General features: G+C 72.1%; 25 protein-coding genes. 11 read left to right on the top strand and 14 right to left on the bottom strand.

Annotated elements, in window-relative coordinates:
• Positions 1-99 precede the first annotated feature (99 nt).
• Complete coding sequence (locus ACK4UM_RS07800) at positions 100-1434, top strand: 8-oxoguanine deaminase (RefSeq protein ID WP_409797505.1); 1335 nt, start codon at positions 100-102, stop codon at positions 1432-1434.
• Between the two features lie 49 nt (positions 1435-1483).
• Here the strand turns inward: ACK4UM_RS07800 and ACK4UM_RS07795 are convergent, their stop codons facing one another.
• The 4 genes from ACK4UM_RS07795 to ACK4UM_RS07780 all read right to left on the bottom strand — a co-directional run bounded on the left by ACK4UM_RS07795 (position 1484) and on the right by ACK4UM_RS07780 (position 4106).
• Positions 1484-1699: a hypothetical protein gene (locus ACK4UM_RS07795; RefSeq protein WP_409797504.1), complete on the bottom strand. Its 216-nt coding sequence runs from the start codon at positions 1697-1699 to the stop codon at positions 1484-1486.
• A gap of 61 nt (positions 1700-1760) precedes the next feature.
• Positions 1761-2732, bottom strand: a complete 972-nt coding sequence (locus ACK4UM_RS07790) for a ChaN family lipoprotein (protein WP_409797502.1) — start codon at positions 2730-2732, stop codon at positions 1761-1763.
• Positions 2733-3072: 340 nt separating this feature from the next.
• Complete coding sequence (locus tag ACK4UM_RS07785) at positions 3073-3708, bottom strand: 3-oxoacid CoA-transferase subunit B (protein WP_409797501.1); 636 nt, start codon at positions 3706-3708, stop codon at positions 3073-3075.
• 89 nt (positions 3709-3797) lie between these two features.
• Positions 3798-4106, bottom strand: coding sequence for a hypothetical protein (locus tag ACK4UM_RS07780; RefSeq protein ID WP_409797499.1), 309 nt, complete (start codon positions 4104-4106; stop codon positions 3798-3800).
• Between the two features lie 88 nt (positions 4107-4194).
• On the opposite strand from ACK4UM_RS07780, the gene mazG reads away from it, so the two are divergent.
• Positions 4195-5007 carry a nucleoside triphosphate pyrophosphohydrolase gene (gene mazG / locus ACK4UM_RS07775; RefSeq protein ID WP_409797497.1) on the top strand — a complete coding sequence of 271 codons (813 nt, stop codon included), beginning with the start codon at positions 4195-4197 and terminating at the stop codon, positions 5005-5007.
• A 57-nt stretch (positions 5008-5064) separates the two neighbouring features.
• Here mazG and gpt read toward each other — a convergent pair whose 3' ends face one another.
• From gpt to ACK4UM_RS07760, 3 genes are read right to left on the bottom strand one after another with little or no spacing between them, the layout of a single operon-like run.
• The gene (gene gpt / locus ACK4UM_RS07770) at positions 5065-5568 is read right to left on the bottom strand and encodes a xanthine phosphoribosyltransferase (protein ID WP_409797495.1); all 504 of its coding nucleotides are present in this window, start codon (positions 5566-5568) and stop codon (positions 5065-5067) included.
• A gap of 45 nt (positions 5569-5613) precedes the next feature.
• A complete protein-coding gene (locus ACK4UM_RS07765; RefSeq protein ID WP_409797493.1) occupies positions 5614-6378 on the bottom strand; it encodes a competence/damage-inducible protein A in 765 nt (254 codons plus the stop codon).
• Positions 6379-6437: 59 nt separating this feature from the next.
• The gene (locus tag ACK4UM_RS07760) at positions 6438-6923 is read right to left on the bottom strand and encodes a YcgN family cysteine cluster protein (protein WP_409797491.1); all 486 of its coding nucleotides are present in this window, start codon (positions 6921-6923) and stop codon (positions 6438-6440) included.
• 302 nt (positions 6924-7225) lie between these two features.
• On the opposite strand from ACK4UM_RS07760, the gene ACK4UM_RS07755 reads away from it, so the two are divergent.
• Both ACK4UM_RS07755 and ACK4UM_RS07750 read left to right on the top strand, forming a co-directional pair.
• Positions 7226-9457, top strand: a complete 2232-nt coding sequence (locus tag ACK4UM_RS07755) for a transglycosylase domain-containing protein (protein WP_409797489.1) — start codon at positions 7226-7228, stop codon at positions 9455-9457.
• A gap of 316 nt (positions 9458-9773) precedes the next feature.
• The gene (locus tag ACK4UM_RS07750; RefSeq protein WP_409797487.1) at positions 9774-10343 is read left to right on the top strand and encodes a lytic transglycosylase domain-containing protein; all 570 of its coding nucleotides are present in this window, start codon (positions 9774-9776) and stop codon (positions 10341-10343) included.
• Between the two features lie 21 nt (positions 10344-10364).
• On the opposite strand, the gene ACK4UM_RS07745 is transcribed toward ACK4UM_RS07750, so the two are convergent.
• From ACK4UM_RS07745 to ACK4UM_RS07735, 3 genes are read right to left on the bottom strand one after another with little or no spacing between them, the layout of a single operon-like run.
• Positions 10365-10868: a YaiI/YqxD family protein gene (locus ACK4UM_RS07745; RefSeq protein ID WP_409797485.1), complete on the bottom strand. Its 504-nt coding sequence runs from the start codon at positions 10866-10868 to the stop codon at positions 10365-10367.
• The gene (gene queG, locus ACK4UM_RS07740) at positions 10865-11983 is read right to left on the bottom strand and encodes a tRNA epoxyqueuosine(34) reductase QueG (RefSeq protein ID WP_409797630.1); all 1119 of its coding nucleotides are present in this window, start codon (positions 11981-11983) and stop codon (positions 10865-10867) included. Before queG ends, ACK4UM_RS07745 begins: the two co-directional genes overlap by 4 nt.
• Positions 11980-12669: a glutathione S-transferase family protein gene (locus ACK4UM_RS07735; RefSeq protein ID WP_409797483.1), complete on the bottom strand. Its 690-nt coding sequence runs from the start codon at positions 12667-12669 to the stop codon at positions 11980-11982. The genes queG and ACK4UM_RS07735 overlap by 4 nt, the downstream gene beginning before the upstream one ends.
• Before the next feature lie 146 nt (positions 12670-12815).
• On the opposite strand from ACK4UM_RS07735, the gene ACK4UM_RS07730 reads away from it, so the two are divergent.
• Positions 12816-13622, top strand: a complete 807-nt coding sequence (locus tag ACK4UM_RS07730) for an undecaprenyl-diphosphate phosphatase (protein ID WP_409797481.1) — start codon at positions 12816-12818, stop codon at positions 13620-13622.
• 290 nt (positions 13623-13912) lie between these two features.
• Here the strand turns inward: ACK4UM_RS07730 and ACK4UM_RS07725 are convergent, their stop codons facing one another.
• Complete coding sequence (locus tag ACK4UM_RS07725) at positions 13913-15505, bottom strand: gamma-glutamyltransferase family protein (protein ID WP_409797479.1); 1593 nt, start codon at positions 15503-15505, stop codon at positions 13913-13915.
• A gap of 239 nt (positions 15506-15744) precedes the next feature.
• On the opposite strand from ACK4UM_RS07725, the gene ACK4UM_RS07720 reads away from it, so the two are divergent.
• Positions 15745-17190 (top strand): NAD-dependent succinate-semialdehyde dehydrogenase, encoded by a 1446-nt coding sequence (locus tag ACK4UM_RS07720; RefSeq protein ID WP_409797477.1) that lies wholly within the window; start codon positions 15745-15747, stop codon positions 17188-17190.
• A 6-nt stretch (positions 17191-17196) separates the two neighbouring features.
• Here the strand turns inward: ACK4UM_RS07720 and ACK4UM_RS07715 are convergent, their stop codons facing one another.
• Both ACK4UM_RS07715 and ACK4UM_RS07710 read right to left on the bottom strand, forming a co-directional pair.
• Positions 17197-18306: a tetratricopeptide repeat protein gene (locus tag ACK4UM_RS07715; protein WP_409797475.1), complete on the bottom strand. Its 1110-nt coding sequence runs from the start codon at positions 18304-18306 to the stop codon at positions 17197-17199.
• A complete protein-coding gene (locus tag ACK4UM_RS07710) occupies positions 18303-19010 on the bottom strand; it encodes a thiamine phosphate synthase (RefSeq protein WP_409797473.1) in 708 nt (235 codons plus the stop codon). Before ACK4UM_RS07710 ends, ACK4UM_RS07715 begins: the two co-directional genes overlap by 4 nt.
• 112 nt (positions 19011-19122) lie before the next feature.
• On the opposite strand from ACK4UM_RS07710, the gene ACK4UM_RS07705 reads away from it, so the two are divergent.
• Complete coding sequence (locus tag ACK4UM_RS07705) at positions 19123-19344, top strand: DUF2798 domain-containing protein (protein ID WP_409797471.1); 222 nt, start codon at positions 19123-19125, stop codon at positions 19342-19344.
• A gap of 30 nt (positions 19345-19374) precedes the next feature.
• Here ACK4UM_RS07705 and rsmI read toward each other — a convergent pair whose 3' ends face one another.
• Positions 19375-20352 (bottom strand): 16S rRNA (cytidine(1402)-2'-O)-methyltransferase, encoded by a 978-nt coding sequence (gene rsmI, locus ACK4UM_RS07700; RefSeq protein WP_409797469.1) that lies wholly within the window; start codon positions 20350-20352, stop codon positions 19375-19377.
• Positions 20353-20560: 208 nt separating this feature from the next.
• Here rsmI and ACK4UM_RS07695 point away from each other — a divergent pair, with 208 nt between their 5' ends.
• The 4 genes from ACK4UM_RS07695 to ACK4UM_RS07680 all read left to right on the top strand — a co-directional run bounded on the left by ACK4UM_RS07695 (position 20561) and on the right by ACK4UM_RS07680 (position 23531).
• Positions 20561-21826: a penicillin-binding protein activator gene (locus ACK4UM_RS07695; RefSeq protein ID WP_409797467.1), complete on the top strand. Its 1266-nt coding sequence runs from the start codon at positions 20561-20563 to the stop codon at positions 21824-21826.
• Positions 21827-21918: 92 nt separating this feature from the next.
• A complete protein-coding gene (locus ACK4UM_RS07690) occupies positions 21919-22110 on the top strand; it encodes a twin transmembrane helix small protein (protein ID WP_409797465.1) in 192 nt (63 codons plus the stop codon).
• Between the two features lie 142 nt (positions 22111-22252).
• Positions 22253-22870, top strand: a complete 618-nt coding sequence (locus tag ACK4UM_RS07685) for an acyloxyacyl hydrolase (protein WP_409797463.1) — start codon at positions 22253-22255, stop codon at positions 22868-22870.
• An 82-nt stretch (positions 22871-22952) separates the two neighbouring features.
• Positions 22953-23531 carry a cob(I)yrinic acid a,c-diamide adenosyltransferase gene (locus ACK4UM_RS07680; protein ID WP_409797461.1) on the top strand — a complete coding sequence of 193 codons (579 nt, stop codon included), beginning with the start codon at positions 22953-22955 and terminating at the stop codon, positions 23529-23531.
• Positions 23532-23863 lie beyond the last annotated feature (332 nt).

The following is a 23863-nucleotide window of genomic DNA, read 5'->3' as shown; positions in this document are numbered from 1 at the left end:
CAAAGGGCATCCATCCTCTCCTCGAAGAGCCCCCCGTGCCGGCGCGCTGGCGCGAGTCTTGCTGAGCAGGCGTCGTCGTCGCCGCTCGGAGGGACCGTCATGCGTCTGTGGATCAAGAACCCGCTCGCGATCCTCGCCGAGGACGCGGGGGGCGGGATCGTCGTGGAGGACACCCGCATCGTCGAACTCGTCGCGAGCGGGCGGGCGCCGTCCGCGCCGGTCGACGAGGCGTTCGACGCCTCGCGCCATGTGGTGATCCCCGGGCTGATCAACACCCACCACCATTTCTTCCAGACGCTCGCGCGCGCTCATCCCAAGGGCATGGACCGCGAGCTCTTCCCCTGGCTCATGAGCCTCTATCCGATCTGGGGCCGGATCGACCCGGAGATGTTCCGCCTCGCGGTGCGGCTCGCGCTCGCCGAGCTCCTGATGTCGGGCTGCACGACGGCGATGGACCACCATTACCTGTTCGCGCGCGGGCTCGAGGACGCGATCGACATCGAGGTGGAGGAGGCGCGCGCCATCGGCATCCGCGCGGTGATGACCCGCGGCTCGCTCTCGCTCGGCGTGAGCGACGGCGCCGCGCCGCCCGACCATTGCGTGCAGGACGAGGACACGATCCTCGCCGATTCCGAGCGCCTCCTGAACCGCTACCACGACCGCTCGGAGGGCGCGATGACGCAGATCGCGCTCGCCCCCTGCGCGCCCTTCGTCGTCGGCCTGCCGCTGATGCGTCAATCGGCGCGCCTCGCGGAGAAGCACGATTGCCGCCTGCACACGCATCTCGCCGAGACCAAGGACGAGGAGGCCTATTGCCTCGAGCGCTTCGGCCTGCGCCCGCTCGATTGGCTGGAGGAGGCGGGCTGGATGGGGCCGCGCACCTGGCTCGCCCACGGCGTCCACTTCACCTGCGAGGAATGCGAGCGGCTCGGGCGCGCGGGCGTCGGCGTCTGCCATTGCCCGACCTCGAACGCGACGCTCGCCTCGGGCTTCTGCAAGACGCGGGAATTGGAGGCCGCCGGCAGCCCCGTGGGTCTCGGCGTCGACGGCTCGGCCTCGAACGACAGCTCGAACCTGATGGAGGAGGTGCGCCACGCCGTCCTCGTCAACCGCCTGCATTACGGCTCGGCCTCGGCGGTGACGCATCGCGACGCTTTGCGCTGGGCGACGGAAGGCTCGGCGCGCTGCCTCGGGCGCAAGGACATCGGGCGCATCGCGGTGGGGCTGCAGGCCGATCTCGCGCTCTTCACCCTCGACGAGCTGCGCTACTCGGGCGCGCACGACCCGATCGCCGCCCTCGTCCTGTGCGGGGCGAACCGGGCCGACCGGGTGATGGTCGCGGGCACCTGGCGCGTCGTCGACGGCGTGCCGCCGGGCCTCGACCTGCGCGCCCTCGTCGAGGCGCATTCGGCGGCGGCGCGGAAATTCGCCTGAGGCGGCATTTCGCTCAAGCGATCGGTGGCGCGCGGGCCGCCGGCACGCCTCAGGGGATCGGCTTGCCGGTCTGCGCGACGGAATCGGCGCGCTCGCTGCCCTCGCGAACGATGTCCCCGCCGCCTCTCGGCGCATCGTCGCGGCCCGGGGCGTCGATCGCGGGGCGATCCCGCTCGTGGCGGCGGGCCTCCTCGGCGAGGCGGGAGCGGGTCTCCGCGAGCCGCCGCGCGTCGATGTCCTGAGGCGGAATGGGGTGATCGCTCATCGCTCGTTCGTCTCCATCGTGCCCCCTCGGGGCTCCGGGTGGCGAACGCGAGAGGCAGAGCTCAGGGTTCCCGCGACGACGCGCCGCTTCGGCCGAATCGCTCGGCGAGCGCGAGGCACGGATCCTCGCGCGCGGGCGCGCCCGTCAGCCAGACGATGTCGAAGGCGGCCTGCGGCGAGCCGAAGCCGGCGACGCTCTCCTCCGGCAGGGGCCCGTCCGCGCCGATCTCCACGAAGGCGATCGCCAGCACGCTCCGCTCGGGCGCGCGCCGCGCGAGGTAGGCAGGCACCCCCATCCCGCGATCGACGTTCAGCGCTCCCGCGATCAGCACGGCCGGGCCGTCCTCCGCGAGGAGCGCGTCGGCGAGGGTCGCATCGCGCAGACGCTGCGCGTCCGCCATGGGCGGGATGCGCTCGGCCGGCAGGAGATCGCAATGGCCGAGCGCGATCGCGCGCGACAGCCGCGCCTGCTCCTGCGCGGCGAGCGGCGCGTCGAGGGAGAGCGCCGCGCGCATCTCGGAATCGAGCGCGGCGAGGCCGTCGCGGGCGACCGCCATCAGCGGCTCGCGCGAGACGTCCCCGCCGGACAGCCGCCAGCCGGCGCCGAGCGCCGCGTCGAGGATCGGCGCGTAGAGCGCGAATTCGGGCCAGCCCCGCGCCTCCCAGGCCAGCGCTTCGCCGAGGCCGGCGACGTCCTCCGGCGCGCGCGCGCGAACGAGCGGGGCGTCGTCGGCGCGCGCCACCATCTCGAGCACCACCCTGCCCTCCGGCGCGGCAGCCGCCGCGATGCCGGTCGCCCAGGCCTGGAGCGCGTGATGATCCGGATTGCCGTGGCGCTCGCCGAGGAGGACGAGATCGGCCGCGCCGATCCGCGCCGCGACCTCCGCCGGCTCGATCGCGGCGCCGGTGCGCGCGTCGAGGATCGTGCCCGAGAGGGGATGCGCGGCCGGCAGGACCGGCTCCGGCGGCGCGGACGCTGCGGCGGGCAGGGCGAGGGCAGCGAGGAGGAGCGCGGCGGGGAAGAGGGATCGCATCGAGCCGACATAGGCGCTGCGCGCGTCGGTGCAATGGGCCTCCCTCCCCGGAGGGGAGGGTGGACTGGCGTCAGCGAGACAGGCCGGGTGGGGCCCGGGTGGAGATCGTGCTTCGAACCTCGGGCCCCACCCGACCTCCGTCGCCTTCGGCTCGGAGGCCACCCTCCCCTACGGGGAGCGATTCGCCGCCCCCTCCCTCCCCGGAGGGGAGGGTGGACTTTCGAGCGCAAGCGAGAAAGGCCGGGTGGGGCCCGGGTGGAGATTGTCCTTCGAACCTCGGGCCCCACCCGACCTCCGTCGCCTTCGGCTCGGAGGCCACCCTCCCCTACGGGGAGGGATTTCACCCGCGGATCGGCACGCCCGACAGCTCGGCCAGCGCCCCCATGTCGAGCCCTTCCACGAGGTCGCGTGCGAAAAGCCCCTCGGGGGTGACCTCGATCGTCGCGAGGTCGGTGTAGATGCGCGAGACGCAGGCGCGGCCGGTCAGCGGATAGGTGCAGTCGGGCACGATCTTCGAGCGCCCGTCCTTCGTCAGGTGCTCCATCATCACGAAGACACGCTTGGCGCCGATGGCGAGGTCCATCGCGCCGCCGACGGCGGGGATCGCGTCGGGCGCGCCCGTGTGCCAATTGGCGAGATCGCCCGCCACCGAGACCTGGAAGGCGCCGAGCACGCAGATGTCGAGATGGCCGCCGCGCATCATGGCGAAGCTGTCGGCGTGGTGGAAATAGGCAGACCCCGTGCGTGCGGTCACAGGCTGCTTGCCGGCATTGATCAGCTCCGGGTCCTCCTCGCCGGCCGGCGGGCGGGGACCCATCCCGAGAAGGCCGTTCTCGGTGTGGAGGACGATCTCGCGATCCGCCGGCAGATGGTCGGCGACGCGCGTCGGCAGGCCGATGCCGAGATTGACGTAGGCGCCCTCCGGAATGTCGGCGGCGACGCGGGCGGCCATCTCGTCTCGGGTCAGCTTCCTCATGCTCGCATCCCTCGCGCTCTCGGGTCGGTCGGCCCCGATCAAAGCGCGGAGGAGGCGCGGGGGGAAGCCCTCCGCTGGGGCATGCGTGCCTAGAAGGCCGTGCGCGGGCGCGCGAGGTGCCAGGGCCGCGCGAGGTCGGCGAGCATCGCCTCGGACGCCCGCAGGCGGCGCGCCCCGCCCGCCTCGTCGATCTCGGCGATGTCGAGGAGGCCCATCAATGTCAGCCGCGCGGCGACGCGCTTCGTCGCCCCGTCGGCGGCGGCGACGGGCAGGCCGCCGCTGCCATAGGCGGCGTCGAGGAGGGACTTCTGGCAGGGTTCTCGGAAGCGCGGAGCGAAGGCTCGGTGGTGGGAACGGGCCTTGCCGAAGGGCAGGATCTCGGCGCTGTCATGGTTCATGGAACGCTACTTCGACGACACGAATCCTCGTCATCCTGGCAAGAGCGCGTTAAGAGGGGGTGAACCATGCGCCCTCCCGGAGCCGTCCGTGACCCCCTCCCCCGACATCGAGCGCCTGATCGCGATCATGGCCGCCCTGCGCGACCGCGAGAGCGGCTGCGCCTGGGACGTGGCCCAGAGCTTCGAGACGATCGCGCCCTACACGATCGAGGAGGCCTACGAGGTGGCGGACGCGATCGCGCGCGGGGATCTCGCCGATCTGCGCGACGAGCTCGGCGATCTCCTCCTGCAGGTCGTCTTCCACGCGCGCATGGCCGAGGAGGCGGGCGCCTTCGCCTTCGGCGACGTGGTCCAGGCCATCACCGAGAAGCTGATCCGGCGCCATCCGCACGTCTTCGGCGAGGCGCGCACCCGCTCGCCCGACGAGATCAAGCGGATGTGGGGGGAGATCAAGGCCGCCGAGAAGGCCGAGCGCGCCGCCCGTCGCGGCCTCGCCCCCGAGCGGCTCCTCGACGACGTGCCGCGCCACGCCCCGGCGCTCGCGCGCGCCGACAAGCTCTCCAAACGCGCCGCGAGCGTCGGCTTCGATTGGCCGGACACGGCGCAGGTGATCGCCAAGATCGAGGAGGAGCTATCCGAGACGAAGGAGGCGCTCGCGAGCGGCGATCGCGCGCGCGTTCAGGACGAGATCGGCGATCTCCTGTTTGCGGTGGCGAACCTCGCGCGCCACAGCGGCATCGACCCCGAAGCCGCCCTGATGGGCACGAACGTCAAGTTCACCCGCCGCTTCGCCGCGATCGAGGACGCGCTCGCGGCGCAGGGGCGCACGCTCGCCGACGCCACGCTCGAGGAGATGGAGCGGCACTGGCAGGCGGCGAAGGGGGACGCGACGACCGGTTAGGCTTCGTTCCCGGCCGGACCGTCGCTCGGCGCGCAGGGAGAGCCGCCCCGTCCCCCCTCAGCCTTGCGCGCCGTCGCGGATCGGGGGCTGGAAGGTGAGGCCCATGTCCCAGGGGAAGTAGATCCAGGTGTCCTGGCTCACTTCGGTGACGAAGGTATCGACCAGCGGACGGCCGGCGGGCTTGGCGTAGACGGTGGCGAAATGGGCGTTCGGCATCATCTCGCGCACGACGCGCGCGGTCTTGCCGGTGTCCGTCAAATCGTCGATCACGAGCACCTTGCCGCCGCCCTCGCCGAGGGAGCGCACCTTCTCGGCGATGTCCTTGAGGACGACGAGCTGCCCCTGGTTCTGGTAGTCGTGATAGCTCGCGACGCAGACCGTCTCGATCAGCCGGATCTCGAGCTCGCGCGCGATGATCGCCGCCGGCACGAGGCCGCCGCGGGTGATGCAGACGATCCCCTCGAAGGGCCCGCTCTCGGCGAGCCGCCAGGCGAGGGCGCGCGCGTCGCGGTGGAACTGGTCCCAGGACACGGGGAAGGCTTTGGGCGGAACGGGGCTCATGAGGGTCGCCTCTCGGTGGGCAGAAGTGCGGATCGGTGGTCGAGGTCAGATCGGGGCGGCGTCGCCGGCGAGGCTCGCGAGGAGCGCGCGCACCGCCTCGGCCGCCGCCGCAACCGCCTGCGCGTCGCGCCCGCGCACGACGATCTGGTTGCGGAAGCCGCTGCCGGTGAAGGACGGGTAGGAGCCGAGCGAGACGCCCTCATGCGCCTTCGCGAGCGCCGCGAGCCCGTTCGCGTAGTGCCCCTCCGCGAGACCGGCGGCGTCGATCGTCTCGACGATCATGCGCGCGCCCGCCCGCAGCCGCGGGGCGACGGCGTCGAGCATGGCCTGCATGATCGAGGGCACGCCCGCCATGACGATCACGTTCTCGAGCATGAAGCCCGGCGCCTTGGAGATCGGGTTCTCGATGAGATCCGCGCCCTCGGGAATGCGCGCCATGCGCAGCCGCGCCTCGTTGAGCTCGCCCTCCGCGTAGCGCTCGCGCATCATCGCCACCGCGCGCGGATCGATGTCGATCCCGCGCCCGAGCGCCTGCGCGATGCAGTCGGCGGTGATGTCGTCGTGGGTGGGGCCGATGCCGCCGGTCGTGAACAGGTAGGTGTAGCGGGCGCGCAGCGCGTTCACCGCCGCGACGATCTCTTCGGCCATGTCGGGCACGACGCGCACCTCGCGCAGGTCGATGCCGATGCCGGTCAGATATTCGGCGATATGGCCGATATTCTTGTCCTTGGTGCGGCCGGAGAGGATCTCGTCGCCGATGACGAGCAAGGCGGCGGTGACGGGGTCGTTTGCCACGATGTCGTTTGCCATGAAGCGCTCCTCGCGCAGCAGCCTTTAGCGCCGCGCGCGGGCGGGGGCAAGCGGCTCCCTCACTCCTCCCACGGCCATTCCACCACCCGCGCCACGATCTCCACCAGCCCCACCTCGTCCTCCGAGGCGGAGACGCGCCCGCGCACCGAGATGCCGGCCGCGTGGACGCTGTCGGGGTCGCCGGTGAGGAGGGGGTGCCAGGCGGGGAGGTCGCGGCCCTCGGCGATCAGGCGGTAGGCGCAGGTATGGGGCAGCCAGGTGAGGCCCTCGACCACCTCCGGCGTCAGGCGCACGCAATCGGGCACCTTCGCCTGGCGGCTCTCGTAGTCGCGGCAACGGCAGGTGCCGGCATCGAGGAGGGTGCAGGCGACGTCCGTGTAGGCGACCTCGCTCGTATCCTCGTCCTCGAGCTTGACGAGGCAGCAGCGCGCGCAGCCGTCGCACAGGCTCTCCCACTCGGCATCGCTCATCTGCGCGAGGGACTTCCTGCGCCAGAACGGCACGCTTTCGCTCTCGTCGTCTCGTTTTGCGTCGACCGCGGCCAAGAACCCACTCCCATGGTGAACGAAACGTAAAGCCCGCGTCTCGATTTGCGACGGCAAGCCCGGCACGAGGCTTGCGGGACAGGGTCGGGGAACGCCGATCCTGCGCCGGCTGCCTATCGAACATAAACCGGTTCGGCGCGTTCTCCATGCCCGCGCGACGGCTTGCCAGGCGTGGGTGGGTCGGTCAATCCCGGGATCGCGTGCGCGAGAGGTATCGCCGCGCGGGGTCCGGTCTGCTAATTGTCGAGTTCGCGGCGTCGGGACGGGCGGGTCCGGTGCGGCACCTTCGGGGGAGTGGGGCCTTGCGTTTCGATCGCGAGATCAGCCTGTGGACGCGCGTCAAGCGCCGTATGCTCGCGCTCGACGCCTGGCTGTCGGCGTCCGCCTTCGACGGCGGGCGCGACCTGTCCGCGTTCTGGCGCCGCTTCACCGCCTTCACCGACATGTTCCGCGCCCGCGGGCCCGCGCGGGTCGCGCTCGATCTCGCGAGCGAGGCGACGACGCTCGGCCTCGTCGGCGCCTTCGTGATGCTCGGGCTCGCGATCCCCGCCTTCTATCACACCCACGACGATTGGCTTCAGACCGAGGAGCTCGCCGTCACCTTTCTCGACCGCTACGGCCAGGAGGTCGGCCGGCGCGGCATCCGCCACGACGATTCCGTCGCGCTCGACGACATTCCCGACGTGATGATCAAGGCCGCGCTCGCCACCGAGGACCGGCGCTTCTTCTCGCATTGGGGCATCGATCCGATCGGCACGCTGCGCGCGATCGCGGCGAACTCGCGCTCGGGCGGCGTGGTGCAGGGCGGCTCGACGATCACCCAGCAGCTCGCCAAGAACCTCTTCCTCTCGAACGAGCGCACCATCGACCGCAAGATCAAGGAGGCGTTCCTCGCGATCTGGCTCGAGTTCCAGCTCTCGAAGAACGAGATCCTCAAGCTCTATCTCGACCGCGCCTATATGGGCGGCGGCAATTTCGGCGTGGTCGCGGCGGCGGACTTCTATTTCGGCAAGCGCATCCAGGACGTGACGCTCGCGGAGGCGGCGATGCTCGCGGGGCTGTTCAAGGCGCCCTCGCGCTTCGCGCCGCACGTCAACCTGCCCGCCGCGCGCGCCCGCGCGAACGAGGTCCTCTCGGCGATGGTGCACGGCGGCTTCCTCTCGGAGGGGCAGGTCCAGATCGCCCGCCGCAACCCCGCCTCCGCCGTCGATCGCGGCCGGGAGACGACGCCGAACTATTATCTCGATTGGGCCTTCGAGCAGGTCCGCCGGATGTCGCGCGAGGGCACCTTCGGCCACGAGCGGGTGCTCGTCGTCAAGACGCCGCTCGACCAGGCGCTGCAGCGTCGCTCGGAGCTCGCGGTCGAGGACATGCTGCGCCAGAACGGCGAGCGCTTCCGCGTCCGCCAGGCGGCGGCCGTCCTGATGGAGCCGGACGGGGCGGTGCGTGCGATCGTCGGCGGGCGCGATTACGGGCAGAGCCAGTTCAACCGCGCCGCGCACGCGCGCCGGCAGCCCGGCTCGGCCTTCAAGCCCTTCGTCTATGCCGCGGCGCTGTCGCATCTCAACCTGCGGCCGAACTCGATCGTGGTCGACAGGCCGATCTGCCTCGGCAATTGGTGCCCGAACAACTACAACCGCTCCTTCGCCGGCCAGATGACCCTCACGACGGCGATGTCGCGCTCGATCAACACGATCCCGGTGCGCTTCTCGGTCGAACTCGGCGAGGGCAATGCCCGCGCCGGTCGCGCCAAGATCATCGAGACGACGCAGCGCATGGGCGTCGAGACGCCGATCGCGGATTCCTCCTCGATGCCGATCGGCGCCTCCGAGATCACCGTGCTCGACATGGCCGCCGGCTACGCCGTGTTCGCGAACGGCGGCAAGCGCGCCCGGCCCTTCGCGGCGCTCGAGGTGACGAACCCGCTCGGACGCGTCCTCTACAGCCGCGATCGCGACCACATTCCCGAGCAGGTGCTCTCCACCCGCGTCGTCGAGGACATGAACGTCATGCTCGCCGCCGTCCCCGAGAGCGGCACCGGCCGGCGCGCGGCGCTGCCGGGCATCCGCTCGGCGGGCAAGACCGGCACGACGAACGCGTATCGCGACGCGTGGTACGCGGGCTATACCGGCAATTACGTGGCCGCGATCTGGTTCGGCAACGACGACTTCACCTCGACGAACCGCATGACCGGCGGCTCGCTCCCGGCGATGACCTTCCACGAGATCATGGCCTTCGCCCACCAGGACATCGAGCTGCGCCCGATCCCCGGCTTGGACGGCGAGATCCTGCCGCCGGAGGCGCGCGAGCCGGTGGTGACCTCGAGCACGGACCCGCAGGTCCTCGCGCTCCACCGCAACGCGCTCTCGCGGCGCTCCTTCGAGGTGATCAACGGCATCGGCTCGCTGTTCGAGACCGCGCGCGAGCCGAGCTCGGGCTTCGGCGAGGCGCCGCGCACCCCGCGCGCGGGCGTGATCGGCCAGCAGCGCACGGCGGCGGGCTTCGAGACGATCGGCGGAGCGACCGTGCGTTGATCGGCGGTCCCGCCGCGCGCGCCAGGCGCGAAAGTCAGGCCGCGCAAGGTGTTGCACGTTCTCCACGGTCTACGAAAGAACGAGGAGAACTCCTGATGCGGGCCGAGCGTCGCCACATTCTCGTCCCGGTCGACTCCCAAGGATAGGTTCCGACGCCGCCGAAGTGGCGATCTGCCGCGCCCTCGGCGCGGACATACGGGTGCGCCCCGACTCCCAGCGCACCTCGAAGCGAGCCGGTCCGCCGAACGCGCCCCGGTCTCGCGTGCCCCCACGGACCCGCAATAGCGGGCCAGACAAGAACGAGGAGAACGAGACGATGCGAATCGCTCTCGCGGGCGCGTTTGCGCTCTGCCTTGCCGCGCCCGCTTTTGCCGGCAACGATGCTTTGTCCTTCATCCTGCAGGATGCCGCCCGCATGGCCGAGACGGAGGCGAGCGTCGAGCCCGTCGCGCTGCCGGCCGATCCGGCGGCCGCCGCGACCACGACCCCGGAGAGCGGCGCGAGCGTGCCCACCGGCAGCGTCGCGGCGATCGTCGTCGAGCGCGCCCGCGCTCACGGCATCGACCCGAGCCTCGCGCTCGCGATCGCCAAGGTGGAGAGCAATTTCCGCTGCAACGCCGTCGGCCGCTCCGGCGAGCTCGGCGTGATGCAGGTCAAGCCCGCCACCGCGCGCAGCGTCGGCGTCACCGGCAATCTGCGCGATTGCAAGACGGGGATCGAAGCCGGCCTCCTCTATCTGCGCGAGGCGATCGCCCGCCACGGCGAGGGCTGCGGCGCGATCTCGGCCTACAACATGGGCATCCACCGCAATTCCGCGCCCTGCACCGGCTACGGCCGCAAGGTGATGGCGACGATGGCGAACGTGCAGACCGCCTCCCTGCGCTGAGCGCTGGCCGACGCGGGCACCTCATCCCGGCGGGCGCGCGCCGCCCGCCGACGTGCCGAACCCTGCCCGCTCGAGGCGCACGATCGCGAGGTCGAGCGCCGAGCGGAAGCGGGAGCGATCGCGCGGGGCGAAGGGCTTGGGCCCGCTCGTCGTCGCCCCCGCCGAGCGCAGATCGGTCATCAGATCGCGCATCGCGACCGCCATCCCGATCGAGGCCTCGTCGAAGACGCTGCCGTTCGGCGCGATCGCGACCGCGCCCGCCTTCACCGCCCGTCCCGCGAGCGGCACGTCGGCCGTCACCACGATCCGCCCCGGCCCGGCCTCCTCCGCAATTCGGTCGTCGGCGACGTCGAGCCCCGCCGGCACCACGATCCGCTCGATCAGGGGGTCGCGCGGCACCGCGATCGGCGCGTTCGCCACGACGACCACCCGCACCCGGCGCCGATGGGCGATCGCGTAGATCTCCTCCTTGACCGGACAAGCATCCGCATCGACGAGGACGACGATCTCGCGCGTCTCGCTCATGACATCTCCCATTCCCGTGCGACCTCCGGATCCGTCTCGCGCGAGGCCCGCTCGGCGGCCAACGCCGCGAAGCGGTCGGCGGACACGAGCCGCGCGAGCGCCCACACCGCCATCGCCCGCACGAGCGGCGAGGCGTCGTCCAAGAGCCGCTCGGCCGCGGGCGCGAGATCGGGCGCGCCGGAATTCCCGATCGCGATCAGCACGTTGCGCACGAACCGATCGCGCCCCGTGCGCTTGATCGGCGTGCCCGCGAACAGGGCGCGGAAGGCGGCATCGTCCAAAGCGGCGAGTTCGGCGAGGGGCCGTGCGGCGAGATCGCGGCGCGCGACGAGCTTCGCCTCGCGGCCCGCCTTCGCGAACTTGTTCCAGGGGCAGATCGCGAGGCAATCGTCGCAGCCGAAGACGCGGTTGCCGATCCCCGCGCGCAGATCCGGGTCGATATGGCCCTTGTGCTCGATCGTCAGGTAGGAGACGCAGCGGCGCGCGTCGAGCACGTAGGGCTCGGGGAAAGCGTTCGTCGGGCAGATGTCGAGGCAGCGGCGGCACGATCCGCAATGGTCGCTCTCGGGCGCGTCCGGGGGCAGATCGGCATCGGTGAGGATCGCGCCGAGGAAGAGCCAATTGCCGAGATCGCGCGAGAGGACGACCGTGTGCTTGCCCTGCCAGCCGAGCCCGGCCGCCTGCGCGAGGGGCTTTTCCATCAGCGGCGCGGTGTCGACGAACACCTTCACGTCGCAGGCCCCGCGCGTCGCGAGAAAGCCCGCGAGCTCCTTGAGCTTGCCCTTGATCACGTCGTGATAGTCGCGCCCCTGCGCGTAGACCGAGATCGCCGCGTGCTCGCGCCGCGCGATCGCCGCGAGCGGGTCCTCGTCGGGGCCGTAAGCGACGGCGAGCACGATCGCGGATCGCGCCTCGCGCCACAGGCGACCGGGATGGGCGCGGCGCGCGGCCTCGCGGCCCATCCAGTCCATCGTGCCGGCATAGCCGGCATCGAGCCAGGCCGCGAGCCGCTCCGCGAGATCGGGCACGTCCGCGACGCGGGCGATGCGCACGGCGTCGAAGCCGAGCGCGCCCGCCCGCGCGACGAGCGCGTCCTTCAGGCGCTCGGGCGTCAGAAGTCCAGATCCGCGTAGGAATCCGCCGGCGCCATCCCCGGCACGCGGTCGGCGAGGAGCGCGCGCATCGAGGGCCGGCTCTTCACCCGCGCGTACCACGTCTTCGCGTGCTCGTCCTCGGCCCATGGCGCATCGCCCAGATAATCCACGCAGGAGATATGGGCAGCCGCGGCGAGATCGGCATAGGTGAGGCGATCGCCGGCGAGGAAATTCCGGCGCGCGGCGAGGAAGCCGACATAGCGCAGGTGGTAGCGGACATTGGCGCGCGCGGCGCGGATCGAGGCCATGTCGGGTGGGCCGCCGCCGGAGGCGGGGGGCACGAAGCGCTTGTAGATCTTCTCGTTGACGAGATAGCTCGTCACCTCGTCGTAGAACTTGCCGAGAAACCAGCTCATGAGCCGGCGCACCTCGACCCGCGCCGCCGGATCCTCCGGCATCAACCGGCGCTCGCCGGCCCCCGCCCCGCTCGTCTCGTCGAGCCATTCGGCGATCGTCGCGGGACCGGGCACCACGAGCGCCCCCTCCACCAGGATCGGCGTCTGGCCGGTCGGGTCGAGGGCGAGGAACTCCGCGCGGCGCTCCCACGGGCGCTCCTCCACGAGCTCGGCGGCGAGGCCGAGCTCGGCGAGCGCGAGGCGGACGAAGCGGGATTGCGGGCAGAGCGGATAATGGTGAAGGGTCGACATGTTGTCCCATGACGCGCGAAACGCAGGCGACATTAAGGCTTCGATGACTTAACGCGGAGTAACCTTCCTGCACTGGCCTCCCGCGATGCCAGCGTATAGAAGCCTTTCGCGGCGATTCGCGAGCCGTCGATCAGGATCGGATTTCGATGACCCTCACAGAGGCGGCGCAAGCCTTCTTCCTCGGCGTGCTCGAAGGTGCGACCGAATTCATCCCCGTCTCCTCGACGGGCCACCTGATTCTCCTCCAGGCGGTCTTCGGCCTCGATGCGGATGCGGACAAGACCTTCGCGATCCTGATCCAGTTCGGCGCGATCCTCGCGATCCTGTCGGTGTATTTCACCCGCCTGTGGGCGATCGCGCAGGCGCTGCCCTACGATCCGAAGGCGCGCCGCTTCGTGATCGGCGTGCTCGTCGCCTTCCTGCCGGCGGCCTTGATCGGCGTGCTCGCGCGCGACTTCATCCTGGGCGTGCTGTTCGACCCGCTCGTCGTCTGCATCACGCTGATCACGGGTGGCATCGTCCTCATCCTGATCGACCGCGCCAATCTCGCCCAGACGCACACGGACGCGACGCGATTCTCGATGCGGATGTATCTCGGCATCGGCTTCATCCAGTGCCTCGCGATGATCCCCGGTGTGTCGCGCTCGGGCGCGACCATCGTCGGCGCGCTCCTGATGGGCGCCTCGAAGCGCTCGGCGGCCGAGTTCTCGTTCTTCCTCGCGATGCCGACCATGGCGGGCGCCTTCGTCTACGAGACGGCGCGCAGCTTCGGCACGCTCGACGCCTCCGACACGCTCAAGATCGTGATCGGCTTCGTCACCGCCTTCGTCGCGGCTCTGTTCGTCGTCAAGACGCTGCTCGACTACGTGTCGAAGCACGGCTACGCCCTGTTCGGCTATTGGCGCATCGTGGTGGGCACCGCGGGGCTCGTCGGGCTGTTCCTGCTCGCGTGAGCGGGTCCCGAGTCCTCTCGCCGGTCGTCGAGCGAGTCGAGCCGACCGCCGGTGTCATCCCCGGCCGGAGCGCCGAAGGCGCGCAGGGTAAGGGGACCCAGCGCCCGACTCTGCGCCGAAGGCGCTCCAATTGCCGCCGACGAGGCGGCTGGACGCCGCCGCACGAGCGTGCTCCGCACGCACCATTCCGTGCTGGGTCCCCTTCCCCTGCGCACGCTACGCGTGCTCCGGCCGGGGATGACACGGAGAGGTCTGTTCTGCGCCCCGCGAAAGAAGCGGGTCGCCGCTCCTCACATTCCCAGCGCGCAGCCATCCTTGCGGGGGTCGGAGGCGCCGACGAGGATGCCGCGGGCGCGGTCGATCAGGATTGCCTGGGCGCCGCCGATCGGCGCGGCGACCGTCTGCGGGTTGCTGCCGCCCGCGTGCAGATGCGCGATCGTCTCGGCGTCGACGCCGCGCTCGACCTCGGTGCGCCCGCCATAGCCGAACAGGCGCGGGGCGTCGATCGCGCTCTGCAGGTCCATCCCCTCCTCGAAGAGGCGGATCATCAGGTGCGCGTGCCCGCAGGACTGGTACTGCCCGCCCATGACGCCGAAGGGCATCAGCGGCGCGCCGTTCTCCATCACGAGGCCGGGGATGATCGTGTGCATCGTCTGCTTGCCCGGCGCGAGGCGGTTGGGATGGTCCGCCTCGAGGCTGAAGGAGGCGCCGCGGCAATTGAACAGAACGCCCGAGCGCTCGGCGACGCGCGTCGCGCCGAAGGGGTGGAAGAGCGAATTGATGAACGAGACGACGAGCCCGTCCCCGTCCACCACGGAGAGGCAGATCGTGTCCGTCTCCCACGGCACCCGCCCCGCCGCCTCGACCGGCGCGCCGAGCGGGCGCGCCACGGCGCAGGCCTCGCGCACGAAGCGCACGGAGGGCTCGCCGAGGAAATCGGCGATCGTGATCGGCATCGCGGCGGGGTCGGTGAGGCCGCGGTCGCGCAGGCGATAGGCCGCGCGCGTCGCCTCCGCGAGGAGCCGCGCGCGCTCGGCAGGGCCCGCGGCCGTCCAGGGAGCGAAGCCTTCGAGCGCGGCGAGGATCAGGAGCGCGGTGGCGCCCTGCCCGTTGGGCGGCGTCTCCAGGATTTCGCGCCCGGCGAAGCGGCCGTGGATCGGGTCGGTCCAGGTGGGGGCGACGGCGGCGAAATCGTCGAGCGTGTGGGTCCCGCCCGCCGCGCGCAGCGTCTCGACCATGTCCTGCGCGACCGCCCCCTCGTAGAAGCCGGCGCGGCCCTCGCGGCCGATCGCGCGCAGCGTCGCGACGAGGGCCGGCTGGCGGTGGACGTCGCCGACGCGCAGCGGCGCGCCGTCCTTCAGGAAGAGGCGCGCGGTCGCCTCGTGGCGGGCGACGCGCTCGGCATTCGCCGCGAAATCGAAGGCGACGCGCGGGGCGATGGCGTAGCCCTCCTCCGCGACGCGGGCCGCCGGCTCCATCAGCTCGGCGAGCGGCAGCCGGCCATGGGCCTGGTGCAGCGCGACCCAGGCCGCCACCGCGCCGGGGAGATTGATCGCATGCGGGCTGTCGTCGGCGATCTCGGTCAGGCCGCTCTCGACGAGCGCCTCGCGCGAGACGCCGCGCGGCGAGGGTCCCGAGCCCATCAGCGCGCGCGGGGCGGCGCCGGGGGCGGCGACGATCGCGAAGCAATCCCCGCCGATGCCGGTCATGTGCGGCTCGACCACGCAGAGCATCGCGCTCGCGGCGAGCGCCGCGTCCACCGCGCTGCCGCCGCGTGCCAGGATCTCGAGGCCGATGCGCGAGGCGTGCGGATGCGAGGTCGCGATCATGGCGCGCGTGCCGTAGACCGCCGAGCGGCCGGGAGATTGAAAGTCGCGCGTCATGCTCGTCTCCTCGCGGTTTCGAGAGGGGCCACGATGCGCGTGCCCCTCGCTCGCATCCCGTTGTGTCCCGGCCCGCACGCGGACGCAAGGTGCGGATGACGGGCGGGACGCCAAGGTCGTGTTGCGATCCCTCCCCGCAGAGGGGATGTGCGGGCCTGCCCCTTGGCGCTCGGGGGGTCTGTGGCCTAAATCACGTCACGACGCCCGACGAACGCCCGCCCGAGAAGGACGAAGACGCGATGACCGACAAGACCTATCCGAAGCTCGCCCTCCAGATCGCCGGCACCTGGCGCGGCGCCTCCGACGGCGGCACGATCCCGGTCGTGAACCCGGCCACCGCGGAGACGATCGGCGATCTGCCCAAGGCGACGACCGCCGATCTCGACGAGGCGCTCGCCGCCGCCGATCGCGGTTTCGCCGCCTGGCGCAAGGTCGGCGCCTTCGACCGCTACAAGATCCTGCGCAAGGCGGCCGATCTCCTGCGCGAGCGCTCCGAGCGCATCGCGACGATCGTGACGATCGAGCAGGGCAAGCCCCTCTTCGAGGCGCGGGTCGAGACGCTCGGCGGCGCCGATACCTGCGATTGGCTCGCGGAAGAGGGCCGGCGCAATTACGGCCGCGTCATTCCCCCGCGCGCGGGCGACGTGATGCAGATCGTGATGAAGGAGCCGGTGGGCCCCGTCGCGGCCTTCACGCCGTGGAACTTCCCCATCAACCAGGCGGTCCGCAAGGTCGCCGCCGCGCTGTCGGTCGGCTGCTCGATCGTCCTGAAGGGCCCCGAGGACACGCCCGCCTCCTGCGCGGAGATGGTGCGCTGCTTCCTCGATGCCGGCGTGCCGGGCGACGCGCTGCAGCTCGTCTTCGGCGTGCCCTCCGAGATCTCCGAATATCTCGTGCCCCATCCCGTCATCCGGAAGATCTCCTTCACCGGCTCCACCGCCGTCGGCAAGCACCTCGCGGCGCTCGCCGGAGCGCACATGAAGCGCGCCACGATGGAGCTCGGCGGGCACGCGCCGGCGATCGTGTTCGAGGATGCGGACGTCGAGAAGGCGCTCTCCGTGCTCTCGGCCAACAAGTACCGCAATGCCGGCCAGGTCTGCGTCGCGCCCACCCGCTTCCTCGTCCACGACAGCATCTACGAGCGCTTCGTCGACGGCTTCGTCGACATCTCGAAGAACCTCAAGGTCGGCAACGGCTTGGAGGACGGCGTCAAGATGGGTCCGCTCGCCCATTCGCGGCGCATCGAGGCGATGGAGGCGCTCGTCGCCGACGCGGTCGAGAAGGGCGCGGGCCTGCGCACCGGCGGCAAGCGCATCGGCAACCAGGGCTATTTCTTCGAGCCGACGGTGTTCACCGACGTGCCGATGTCGGCGCGGATCATGAACGAGGAGCCCTTCGGCCCGATCGCGGCGATCCAGCGCTTCTCGGACGACGAGGAGGCTTTCGCGGAAGCCAATCGCCTCCCCTACGGCCTCGCCTCCTACGCCTATACGAAGTCCGCCCAGCGCGCCTCGGCGCTGGCCTCGCGGATCGAGGCCGGCATGGTGTCGATCAACCACCACGGCATCGCGCTCCCCGAGACCCCCTTCGGCGGCATGAAGGATTCCGGCTACGGCTCGGAGGGCGGCATGGAGGCGCTCGAGGCCTATGTCACGACGAAGTTCGTGACGCAGCAGGGGTTGTGACACTTCTCACATGAACGCTGCCCGCTCGCGGGCGAGGGCGTCGGCCTGCGCGACGTCCTCGGCCGGGAGCCGGCCGAGGCGCTCGTCGAGCCAGGCGTCGGGGACGCCGCGGGCGGCGGCGAGGATGTGCCAGGAGGCGGCCTCGACGAGATCGGTCGCGACGCCGCGGCCGGCGACGAGGAGGCGCGCGAGGCGGTTCTGGGCCACCGGATGGCCGCGAAAGGCCGCGCGGCGGAACCACCCGGCGGCGGCCGCCTCGTCGGGGCGCGTCCCGTCGCCGTTGAACAGCGCGATCCCGAGTTCGACCATCGCATCCGTCTCGCCGTTGCGGGCGGCGCGCGAGAGCCAGGCGACGGCGCGCATCGGCTCGGGCGTCCCGTCGATGCCCTCCGCGAGGAGGACGCCGAGGGCGTGCTGGGCGGCGGGGATCTCGGCGAAGGCGGCGGCCTCGAGGAGCTCGGCCGCGCGCGTCCGCGCCGCGCCCCCGCCATCGCCCAGGAGAAACAGCGCCAAATTGTAGGCCGCGCGCGGATGGCCCGCCTCGGCCGCGCGCTCGAGGAGCCGGCGCGCCTCGTCGAGGTCGCGCTCGCGCCCGCGCCCCTCCACCGCCGCCATGGCGAGCGCGAAGGTGGCGTTGGCGTCGCCGCGCTCGCTCGCGAGCCGGTACCAGTCGAGCGCGCGGGGAATGTCCTGCACGACGCCGAGCCCCTCCTTGTAGAGCTCGCCGATCAGCGTCATCGCCGCCGTGTCATCGGGCACCTCCTCCAGCCGCTGCATCGCGCGGTGGAGCGCGGTGAGGTAATAGCCGCGCTGATAGGCGCCGTAGGGCAGATCCGCGTTCGGGTCGACCTCGGCGCCGACCGGCGGGGGCGCGGCGAGCGTCGTGTCGCGAAACGCGCGCGAGGGCGCGAGGGCGGGCGCGTCGGCATCGCCGGGCGCGAGCGTCTCGGTGCCCGGCGTCGCGTCGGAGGGCTGCGCGGGCGTGGCGCCGTCGATCGCGGGCGGCTCGGGCGCGTCCGACGTCTGCGCGCGAAGCGTGCCGGCGGGGGCCGCGAGCGCGAGCGCGAGCGCGGCCGACGCGCAGAGCGCCGAGCGGCGGCGAGGAGGCCGGTTCATCGCCCGCTCTCGGGGCTCGCCGCCCGCCGCGCCTGCGCCTCCGCCGCCGCGCGCTCCTCGGCGATCCGCTCGAGGCTCGCGCTCGCCCGCGCCATCGCCGCGCGCGGACCGTCCGGCGCCGCGAGCACGGCCTCGCCGAGGCCGACGAATTCCGCACCCGTGCGCGCCAGCGTCTCGACGTCGTCGAGGGACGGCGCGAAGGCGACGCAGGGCGTCTCGAAGATCTCCGCCCACCAGCCCGCGCGCTCGATCACCGAGGCGAGCGGCGGGAGCGATCCGTCCGCGCGCGGCTCGCCGAACAGGAGAAAGTCGACGCCGATCTCGCCCGCGCTCATCGCGTCGTGGCGGGTGCGCAGCGCGCCGATCCCGACGATGCGCTCCGTCCCGAGCCGCTCGCGCAAGTCCCGCGCCTCCGCGAGGCTCGCCGCATGGACGCCGTCGGCGCCGCCGCGGGTGGCGACGGTCGCGAGGTCGAGCCCGGCCGGGGGCGGACCCGCGAGCGCGATCACGAGCGCCGCGTTGCCCGCCTGCGCGATCGGCGCGAGCGCCTTCACGCGCCGCACCAGAGTGCGTTCGTCGGCGGGCACGAGCGGCAGGATCACGGCGGCGACCTCCCCCGCTTCCGTCGCCGCGGCGAGGAGGGGCGCGAGGGCGTCCGGCTCGGCGACTGGGGGCGTGATCAGGGTGACGAGGGTTCGGGACACGGTGGCTCTCTCGCTCGGGCGCGTGGCGATCGTTCTCGCATCCCCTCTTGCCGCCGCGCGAGCGCCCGCGCAAGGTCGGCGTCGCCGCGCCCCCTCCGGAGAGCCCCCCGCGATGCTGCCCGCCGCCTCCGCCCCCTACCTGTTCAGCCTCCTCCTGTCGGGGATCATGTCGCTCATCGTCTCGGCGGTGGCGACGTTCCGAGCGGTCGGGCTCGTCGACGATTTCGCGCGGATGTGGCTCACCGCCTGGCTCGTCGCCTGGGCGGTCGCCTTCCCCTGCCTGCTCCTCCTCGCCCCCGCCATCCGCAAGCTCGTCGCGCGGCTGACGGGGTGAGGGTTCCCCCTCTCCTCTCCCGCCGCTCCCCTACCCCTCTCTTCCCCGCTTGCCCAGCTCGAGCGCCCGGGCGTAGACGTCGCGCTTGGGCAAGCCGGTCTGGGCGGCGACGATGGCGGCGGCGTCCTTGACCGAATGGGTGGCGAGCGCGTCGACGAGGGCGGCGTCGAGATCGCTCTCGGCGCGGGCGCGGCGCGTCTCGCCGGAGGCCTCGCCGATCAGGACGACGATCTCGCCCTTGGGCGGGCCCTCCTCCGCGAATTCCGCGGCGAGCGTCGCGAGGCTGCCGCGGCGCACCGTCTCGAACATCTTGGTGAGCTCGCGCGCCACGACGGCGGGGCGTTCGCCGAGCACGGCGGCGGCATCGGCGAGCATTTCCGGCAGGCGATGGGGCGCCTCGAACACGAGAAGCGTGCCGGGGATCTCGGCGAGCGCGGAGAGGCGCGTGCGGCGCGCGGCGCTTTTGGCTGGCAGGAAGCCCTCGAAGAAGAAGCGGTCGGAGGGCAGACCCGATACGACGAGGGCGGAGAGGATGGCGGAGGGGCCGGGAATCGGCGTCACCGGCAGCCCCGCCGCGATCGCCTCCTCGACGAGCTTGTAGCCGGGGTCGGACACGAGCGGCGTGCCCGCGTCCGAGACGAGCGCCAGCGCCTGGCCCTCGCGCACGCGCTCGATCAGCCGCGCGCGCACCCCCTCCCCCGAATGCTCGTGATAGGAATAGAGCGGCGTCGTGATGCCGTAATGGGCGAGGAGGTGCTTCGTCACGCGCGTGTCCTCGGCGAGGACGGCATCGGCGGCGGCGAGCGTCGAGAGCGCGCGCAGCGTGATGTCGCGCAGATTGCCGATCGGCGTCGCGACCACGTAGAAGCCCGCCGCGATCGGCTCGGCCTCGGCGGCGAGCCCGAAGGCGGTGAATCGCCCGCGCTCGCCGCGTCCCGCGCCGCCCCCGGTCTTGCTCCCCCCGGTCTTGGCGCCCCCGGTCTTGCCGCTGCCACGTTCCTGCGCCATGTGCGTCCTCGCTTCGCGATCGCGGCCCCGCGACCTCGCCGGTGCCCGCGCGACGCCGCTCCTCGCGGGTGGCCCCTGTCCCAGGTCCCCCTTGCCAGGAGCCGCGTCGAAAGTGTTGAGTTTGCGTAAACGCCGCTCTCGTGTCACCACGGCGCGGCGGGTTCGGCCGGACAATGGCCGAGGAGGCGGATCGAGGAAAGGGTGGCGTATGCACGCGCGGGACGAAGACTTCGCGAGGACGGAGCGCACGCGGGGTGAATGCGGGTCTCTCTGGAGCGGTGCGGCGCGGATCGCGCGCGCGGCGGTCGCCGGTGCGGCGGCCCTCGCACTCGCCGCCTGCGTGACCCCCTTCGCGGGAGGCGGAGGCGGCGGCGGCGCGGGCGGGCCCTTCGGCGCACCGGCGGGGCCGGCTCTGCCGACGGGCGAGACGCTCTCGGAGGGCAGCGTGTCGATCGCCCTCGTCCTGCCCCTGTCGGGGCAGGGCCAGGGCGGCGCGGCCGCGCGCGACCTGCGCAACGCCGCGACGTTGGCCCTGCGCGAGTTCCGCGATCCCGATCTGCGCGTCGTCCTCTACGACGATCGCGGCACGGCCGACGGCGCGCGCCAGGCCGTCTCGGCCGCGATCGCGGAGGGCGCCGAGCTCGTCGTCGGCCCCCTCTTCGCGGCGTCCGTGGCGGCGGCGGGCGAGATCGCCCGGCCCTCGGGCACGCCGGTGATCGCCTTCTCGACCGATGCGAGCGTCGCCCAACGCGGCGTCTATCTCATCGGCTTCCTGCCGCAGCCGGAAGTCGACCGCGTGATCGACTACGCCGCGCGCCAGGGGCGGCGGTCGATCGCGGCGCTCATTCCGCAGACGACCTACGGCAACGTGGTCGAGGCGCAGTTCCGGCAGGCGGCGGCGCAGCGGGGCATCCGCGTCGTCCAGATCGAGCGCTACGCGGCGGGCCAGCCGCAGGCGGCGGTCGCGCGCCTGCAGCCCGTGATCACCGGCGCCGCGCCGCAGGCGGACGCCCTGTTCATGCCGGAGACGCCCGACGGGCTCGCGGCGCTGTCGGCGGCGCTGCAGGCGGCGGGCTTCGATCCCGCGCGCGTGCGCCCGCTCGGCACCGGCATCTGGAACGAGCCCACGGCGCTCGCTCTGCCGGCGCTCCAGGGCGGCTGGTTCGCGGCGCCCGAGCAGGCCGGCTTCGCCTCCTTCGCCCAGCGTTATCAGGCCGCCTTCAACGAGAGCCCGATCCGCATCGCATCGCTCGCCTACGACGCGATCTCGCTCGCGGCCGCGCTGAACCGGACGCAGGGCACGCAGCGATTCGCCGAGGCCGTTCTCACGAATCGCTCGGGATTCGCGGGCGTCGACGGCGTCTTCCGCTTCCGGGCCGACGGCCTCAACGATCGCGGCCTCGCCGTGCTCGAGGTGCGCGGCGGCACCACCGCGACGGTCGATCCGGCACCGCGCGCGCTGCCGGATGCCTGAGCGAGCCGCCGCGCCGCCGGTGCAATGCCCGCCTTCACGGCAAGGAGCCGTTCTCCATGCCGAACGAAAAGGCTTGAAAGGAGAACGAATCGATGGACGGCTTCGTCTCGCTGCTCGTGCCGATCGCGGTGATCGCGGTCGGCGTGGTGCTGCTGCTCGGCCTCTTGAACATGGTTCGGGGCGGCAGCGCCAACACGTCGCAGCGCCTCATGCGCTGGCGCGTCCTGCTCCAGTTCCTCGCCATCGTGGTGATCATGGGCGTCATCTGGTGGAGGGCCGTCTGACGGCCGCTCCGCTTTTGCCGGATTGTCGCCACATTTCGGGAGTCCTTCGGGCTGCGCGGCAGCAAAGTGTGAAGAAAACCGCCACGCTGCTTCCCTTTTGCCGGCGTTGGCGCTAGGAAACGTTAACGAGGAGTTCACCACGATGCGCGTTGCGCAGGTCGTCGCTTCCGCCTTGATCCTGCTGGCCGGCCACGGCGCCGCCCAGGCGGTCGACGCTCCGTTCGCGCGCACCGGCTTCGAGGGCGAGAAGCCTCCGATCCCCGTGGGTCTGCGGGGCGGCTTCCTGTCGGAGGCGCGCTTCGGCGTCTTCTCCGTCTCCCCCTTCGCCGAGAACAGCTGGGACGCCGTCGCCGTCCAGGGCGAGGTGCTCTTCGCCCGCCCGATCACGACGCAGGAGCTGTTCGCGAGCTATTTCGTCCCCCGCCCCCATCTCGGCGGCGCGCTCAACCTGTCGGGCGGCATCAACTACGCCTTCGCCGGCCTGACCTGGACGCTCGATCTGACGCCGGCGATCTTCGTCGAGGCCTCGATCGGCGGCGCTCTCCAGCAGACCCGCGCCTCCGCCTTCGCCCCCGACACGGTGCGCCGCGGCGTGCCCGCGGGCTGCGCGCCGAGCCTGCGCGAGGCCGCCGCGATCGGCTATCGCCTCAACGAGAGCTGGAGCTTCGTCGCCAGCGTGGAGCATCTGAGCAATTCCGGCGTCTGCGCCGAGCGCTCGAGCATGACGAATTTCGGCGCGCGCCTCGGCTATTCCTTCTGAGCCGGGCTGTTTCGCGAGCGGGTCTTTTCTCGGCACGGCTACGGCCTATCTCCCGCTCGCCCGATCAACCGAGGAGCGCCGCATGGTCGTCCTGAACCGCATCTACACCCGCACCGGCGACAAGGGGACGACGGCGCTCGCCTCGGGCGAACGGCGGCCGAAGAACGACCTGCGCATCGAGACCTACGGGACGGTCGACGAGACCAATGCGACCATCGGCATGGCGCGCCTGCACACGGGCGCCGATCCCGTGCTCGACGGCATGCTCGCGCGCATCCAGAACGACCTGTTCGACCTCGGCGCCGATCTCGCGACCCCCGACACCGGCGAGCCACTGCCCTACGAGCCCCTGCGCGTGATCGAATCTCAGGTCGCGCGCCTCGAGGCCGAGATCGACACGCTCAACGAGCGGCTCGAGCCCCTGCGCTCCTTCGTGCTGCCCGGCGGATCGCCCGCCGCCGCCGCCCTCCACCTCGCCCGCACCGTCTGCCGCCGCGCCGAGCGGCTCGCGGTCGCGCTCGCGGGCAGGCCCGAGGAGCGCGTCTCGGAGAATGCGGTGAAATATCTCAACCGCCTCTCCGATTTCCTCTTCGTCGCCGCCCGCATCGCCAACGACGACGGCCGCGCCGACGTGCTCTGGGTGCCTGGCAAGACGCGCTGAGGGAGATCCCTCCCTGTAGGGGAGGGTGGCCTCCGGAGCGAAGCGACGGAGGTCGGGTGGGGCCCGACGCCTGCAGTCTATCCACCATCCGGGCCCCACCCGGCCGGGCTCGCTGCGCGCGCCCGTCCACCCTCCCCTGCGGGGAGGGATGGGCGCGAATCCCTCCCCGTAGGGGAGGGTGGCCTCCGGAGCGAAGCGACGGAGGTCGGGTGGGGCCCGACGCCTGCAGTCTATCCACCACCCGGGCCCCACCCGGCCGGGCTCGCTGCGCGCGCCCGTCCACCCTCCCCTACGGGGAGGGATGGGCGCGAATCCCTCCCCGTAGGGGAGGG

It is taken from the genome of Salinarimonas sp. (assembly GCF_046292825.1).
Taxonomy (GTDB): Bacteria; Pseudomonadota; Alphaproteobacteria; order Rhizobiales; family Beijerinckiaceae; genus Salinarimonas.
This window is presented reverse-complemented; position numbering and strand designations above follow the sequence as displayed.

Bases quoted from the DNA above. Each gene is read 5' to 3' on its own strand.
- ACK4UM_RS07800 (WP_409797505.1), top strand. From the start codon at position 100: ATGCGTCTGTGGATCAAGAACCCGCTCGCGATCCTCGCCGAGGACGCG.
- ACK4UM_RS07795 (WP_409797504.1), bottom strand. From the start codon at position 1,699: ATGAGCGATCACCCCATTCCGCCTCAGGACATCGACGCGCGGCGGCTC.
- ACK4UM_RS07790 (WP_409797502.1), bottom strand. From the start codon at position 2,732: ATGCGATCCCTCTTCCCCGCCGCGCTCCTCCTCGCTGCCCTCGCCCTG.
- ACK4UM_RS07785 (WP_409797501.1), bottom strand. From the start codon at position 3,708: ATGAGGAAGCTGACCCGAGACGAGATGGCCGCCCGCGTCGCCGCCGAC.
- ACK4UM_RS07780 (WP_409797499.1), bottom strand. From the start codon at position 4,106: ATGAACCATGACAGCGCCGAGATCCTGCCCTTCGGCAAGGCCCGTTCC.
- gpt (WP_409797495.1), bottom strand. From the start codon at position 5,568: ATGAGCCCCGTTCCGCCCAAAGCCTTCCCCGTGTCCTGGGACCAGTTC.
- ACK4UM_RS07765 (WP_409797493.1), bottom strand. From the start codon at position 6,378: ATGGCAAACGACATCGTGGCAAACGACCCCGTCACCGCCGCCTTGCTC.
- ACK4UM_RS07750 (WP_409797487.1), top strand. From the start codon at position 9,774: ATGCGAATCGCTCTCGCGGGCGCGTTTGCGCTCTGCCTTGCCGCGCCC.
- ACK4UM_RS07745 (WP_409797485.1), bottom strand. From the start codon at position 10,868: ATGAGCGAGACGCGCGAGATCGTCGTCCTCGTCGATGCGGATGCTTGT.
- ACK4UM_RS07735 (WP_409797483.1), bottom strand. From the start codon at position 12,669: ATGTCGACCCTTCACCATTATCCGCTCTGCCCGCAATCCCGCTTCGTC.
- ACK4UM_RS07730 (WP_409797481.1), top strand. From the start codon at position 12,816: ATGACCCTCACAGAGGCGGCGCAAGCCTTCTTCCTCGGCGTGCTCGAA.
- ACK4UM_RS07725 (WP_409797479.1), bottom strand. From the start codon at position 15,505: ATGACGCGCGACTTTCAATCTCCCGGCCGCTCGGCGGTCTACGGCACG.
- ACK4UM_RS07720 (WP_409797477.1), top strand. From the start codon at position 15,745: ATGACCGACAAGACCTATCCGAAGCTCGCCCTCCAGATCGCCGGCACC.
- ACK4UM_RS07715 (WP_409797475.1), bottom strand. From the start codon at position 18,306: ATGAACCGGCCTCCTCGCCGCCGCTCGGCGCTCTGCGCGTCGGCCGCG.
- ACK4UM_RS07705 (WP_409797471.1), top strand. From the start codon at position 19,123: ATGCTGCCCGCCGCCTCCGCCCCCTACCTGTTCAGCCTCCTCCTGTCG.
- rsmI (WP_409797469.1), bottom strand. From the start codon at position 20,352: ATGGCGCAGGAACGTGGCAGCGGCAAGACCGGGGGCGCCAAGACCGGG.
- ACK4UM_RS07695 (WP_409797467.1), top strand. From the start codon at position 20,561: ATGCACGCGCGGGACGAAGACTTCGCGAGGACGGAGCGCACGCGGGGT.
- ACK4UM_RS07690 (WP_409797465.1), top strand. From the start codon at position 21,919: ATGGACGGCTTCGTCTCGCTGCTCGTGCCGATCGCGGTGATCGCGGTC.
- ACK4UM_RS07685 (WP_409797463.1), top strand. From the start codon at position 22,253: ATGCGCGTTGCGCAGGTCGTCGCTTCCGCCTTGATCCTGCTGGCCGGC.
- ACK4UM_RS07680 (WP_409797461.1), top strand. From the start codon at position 22,953: ATGGTCGTCCTGAACCGCATCTACACCCGCACCGGCGACAAGGGGACG.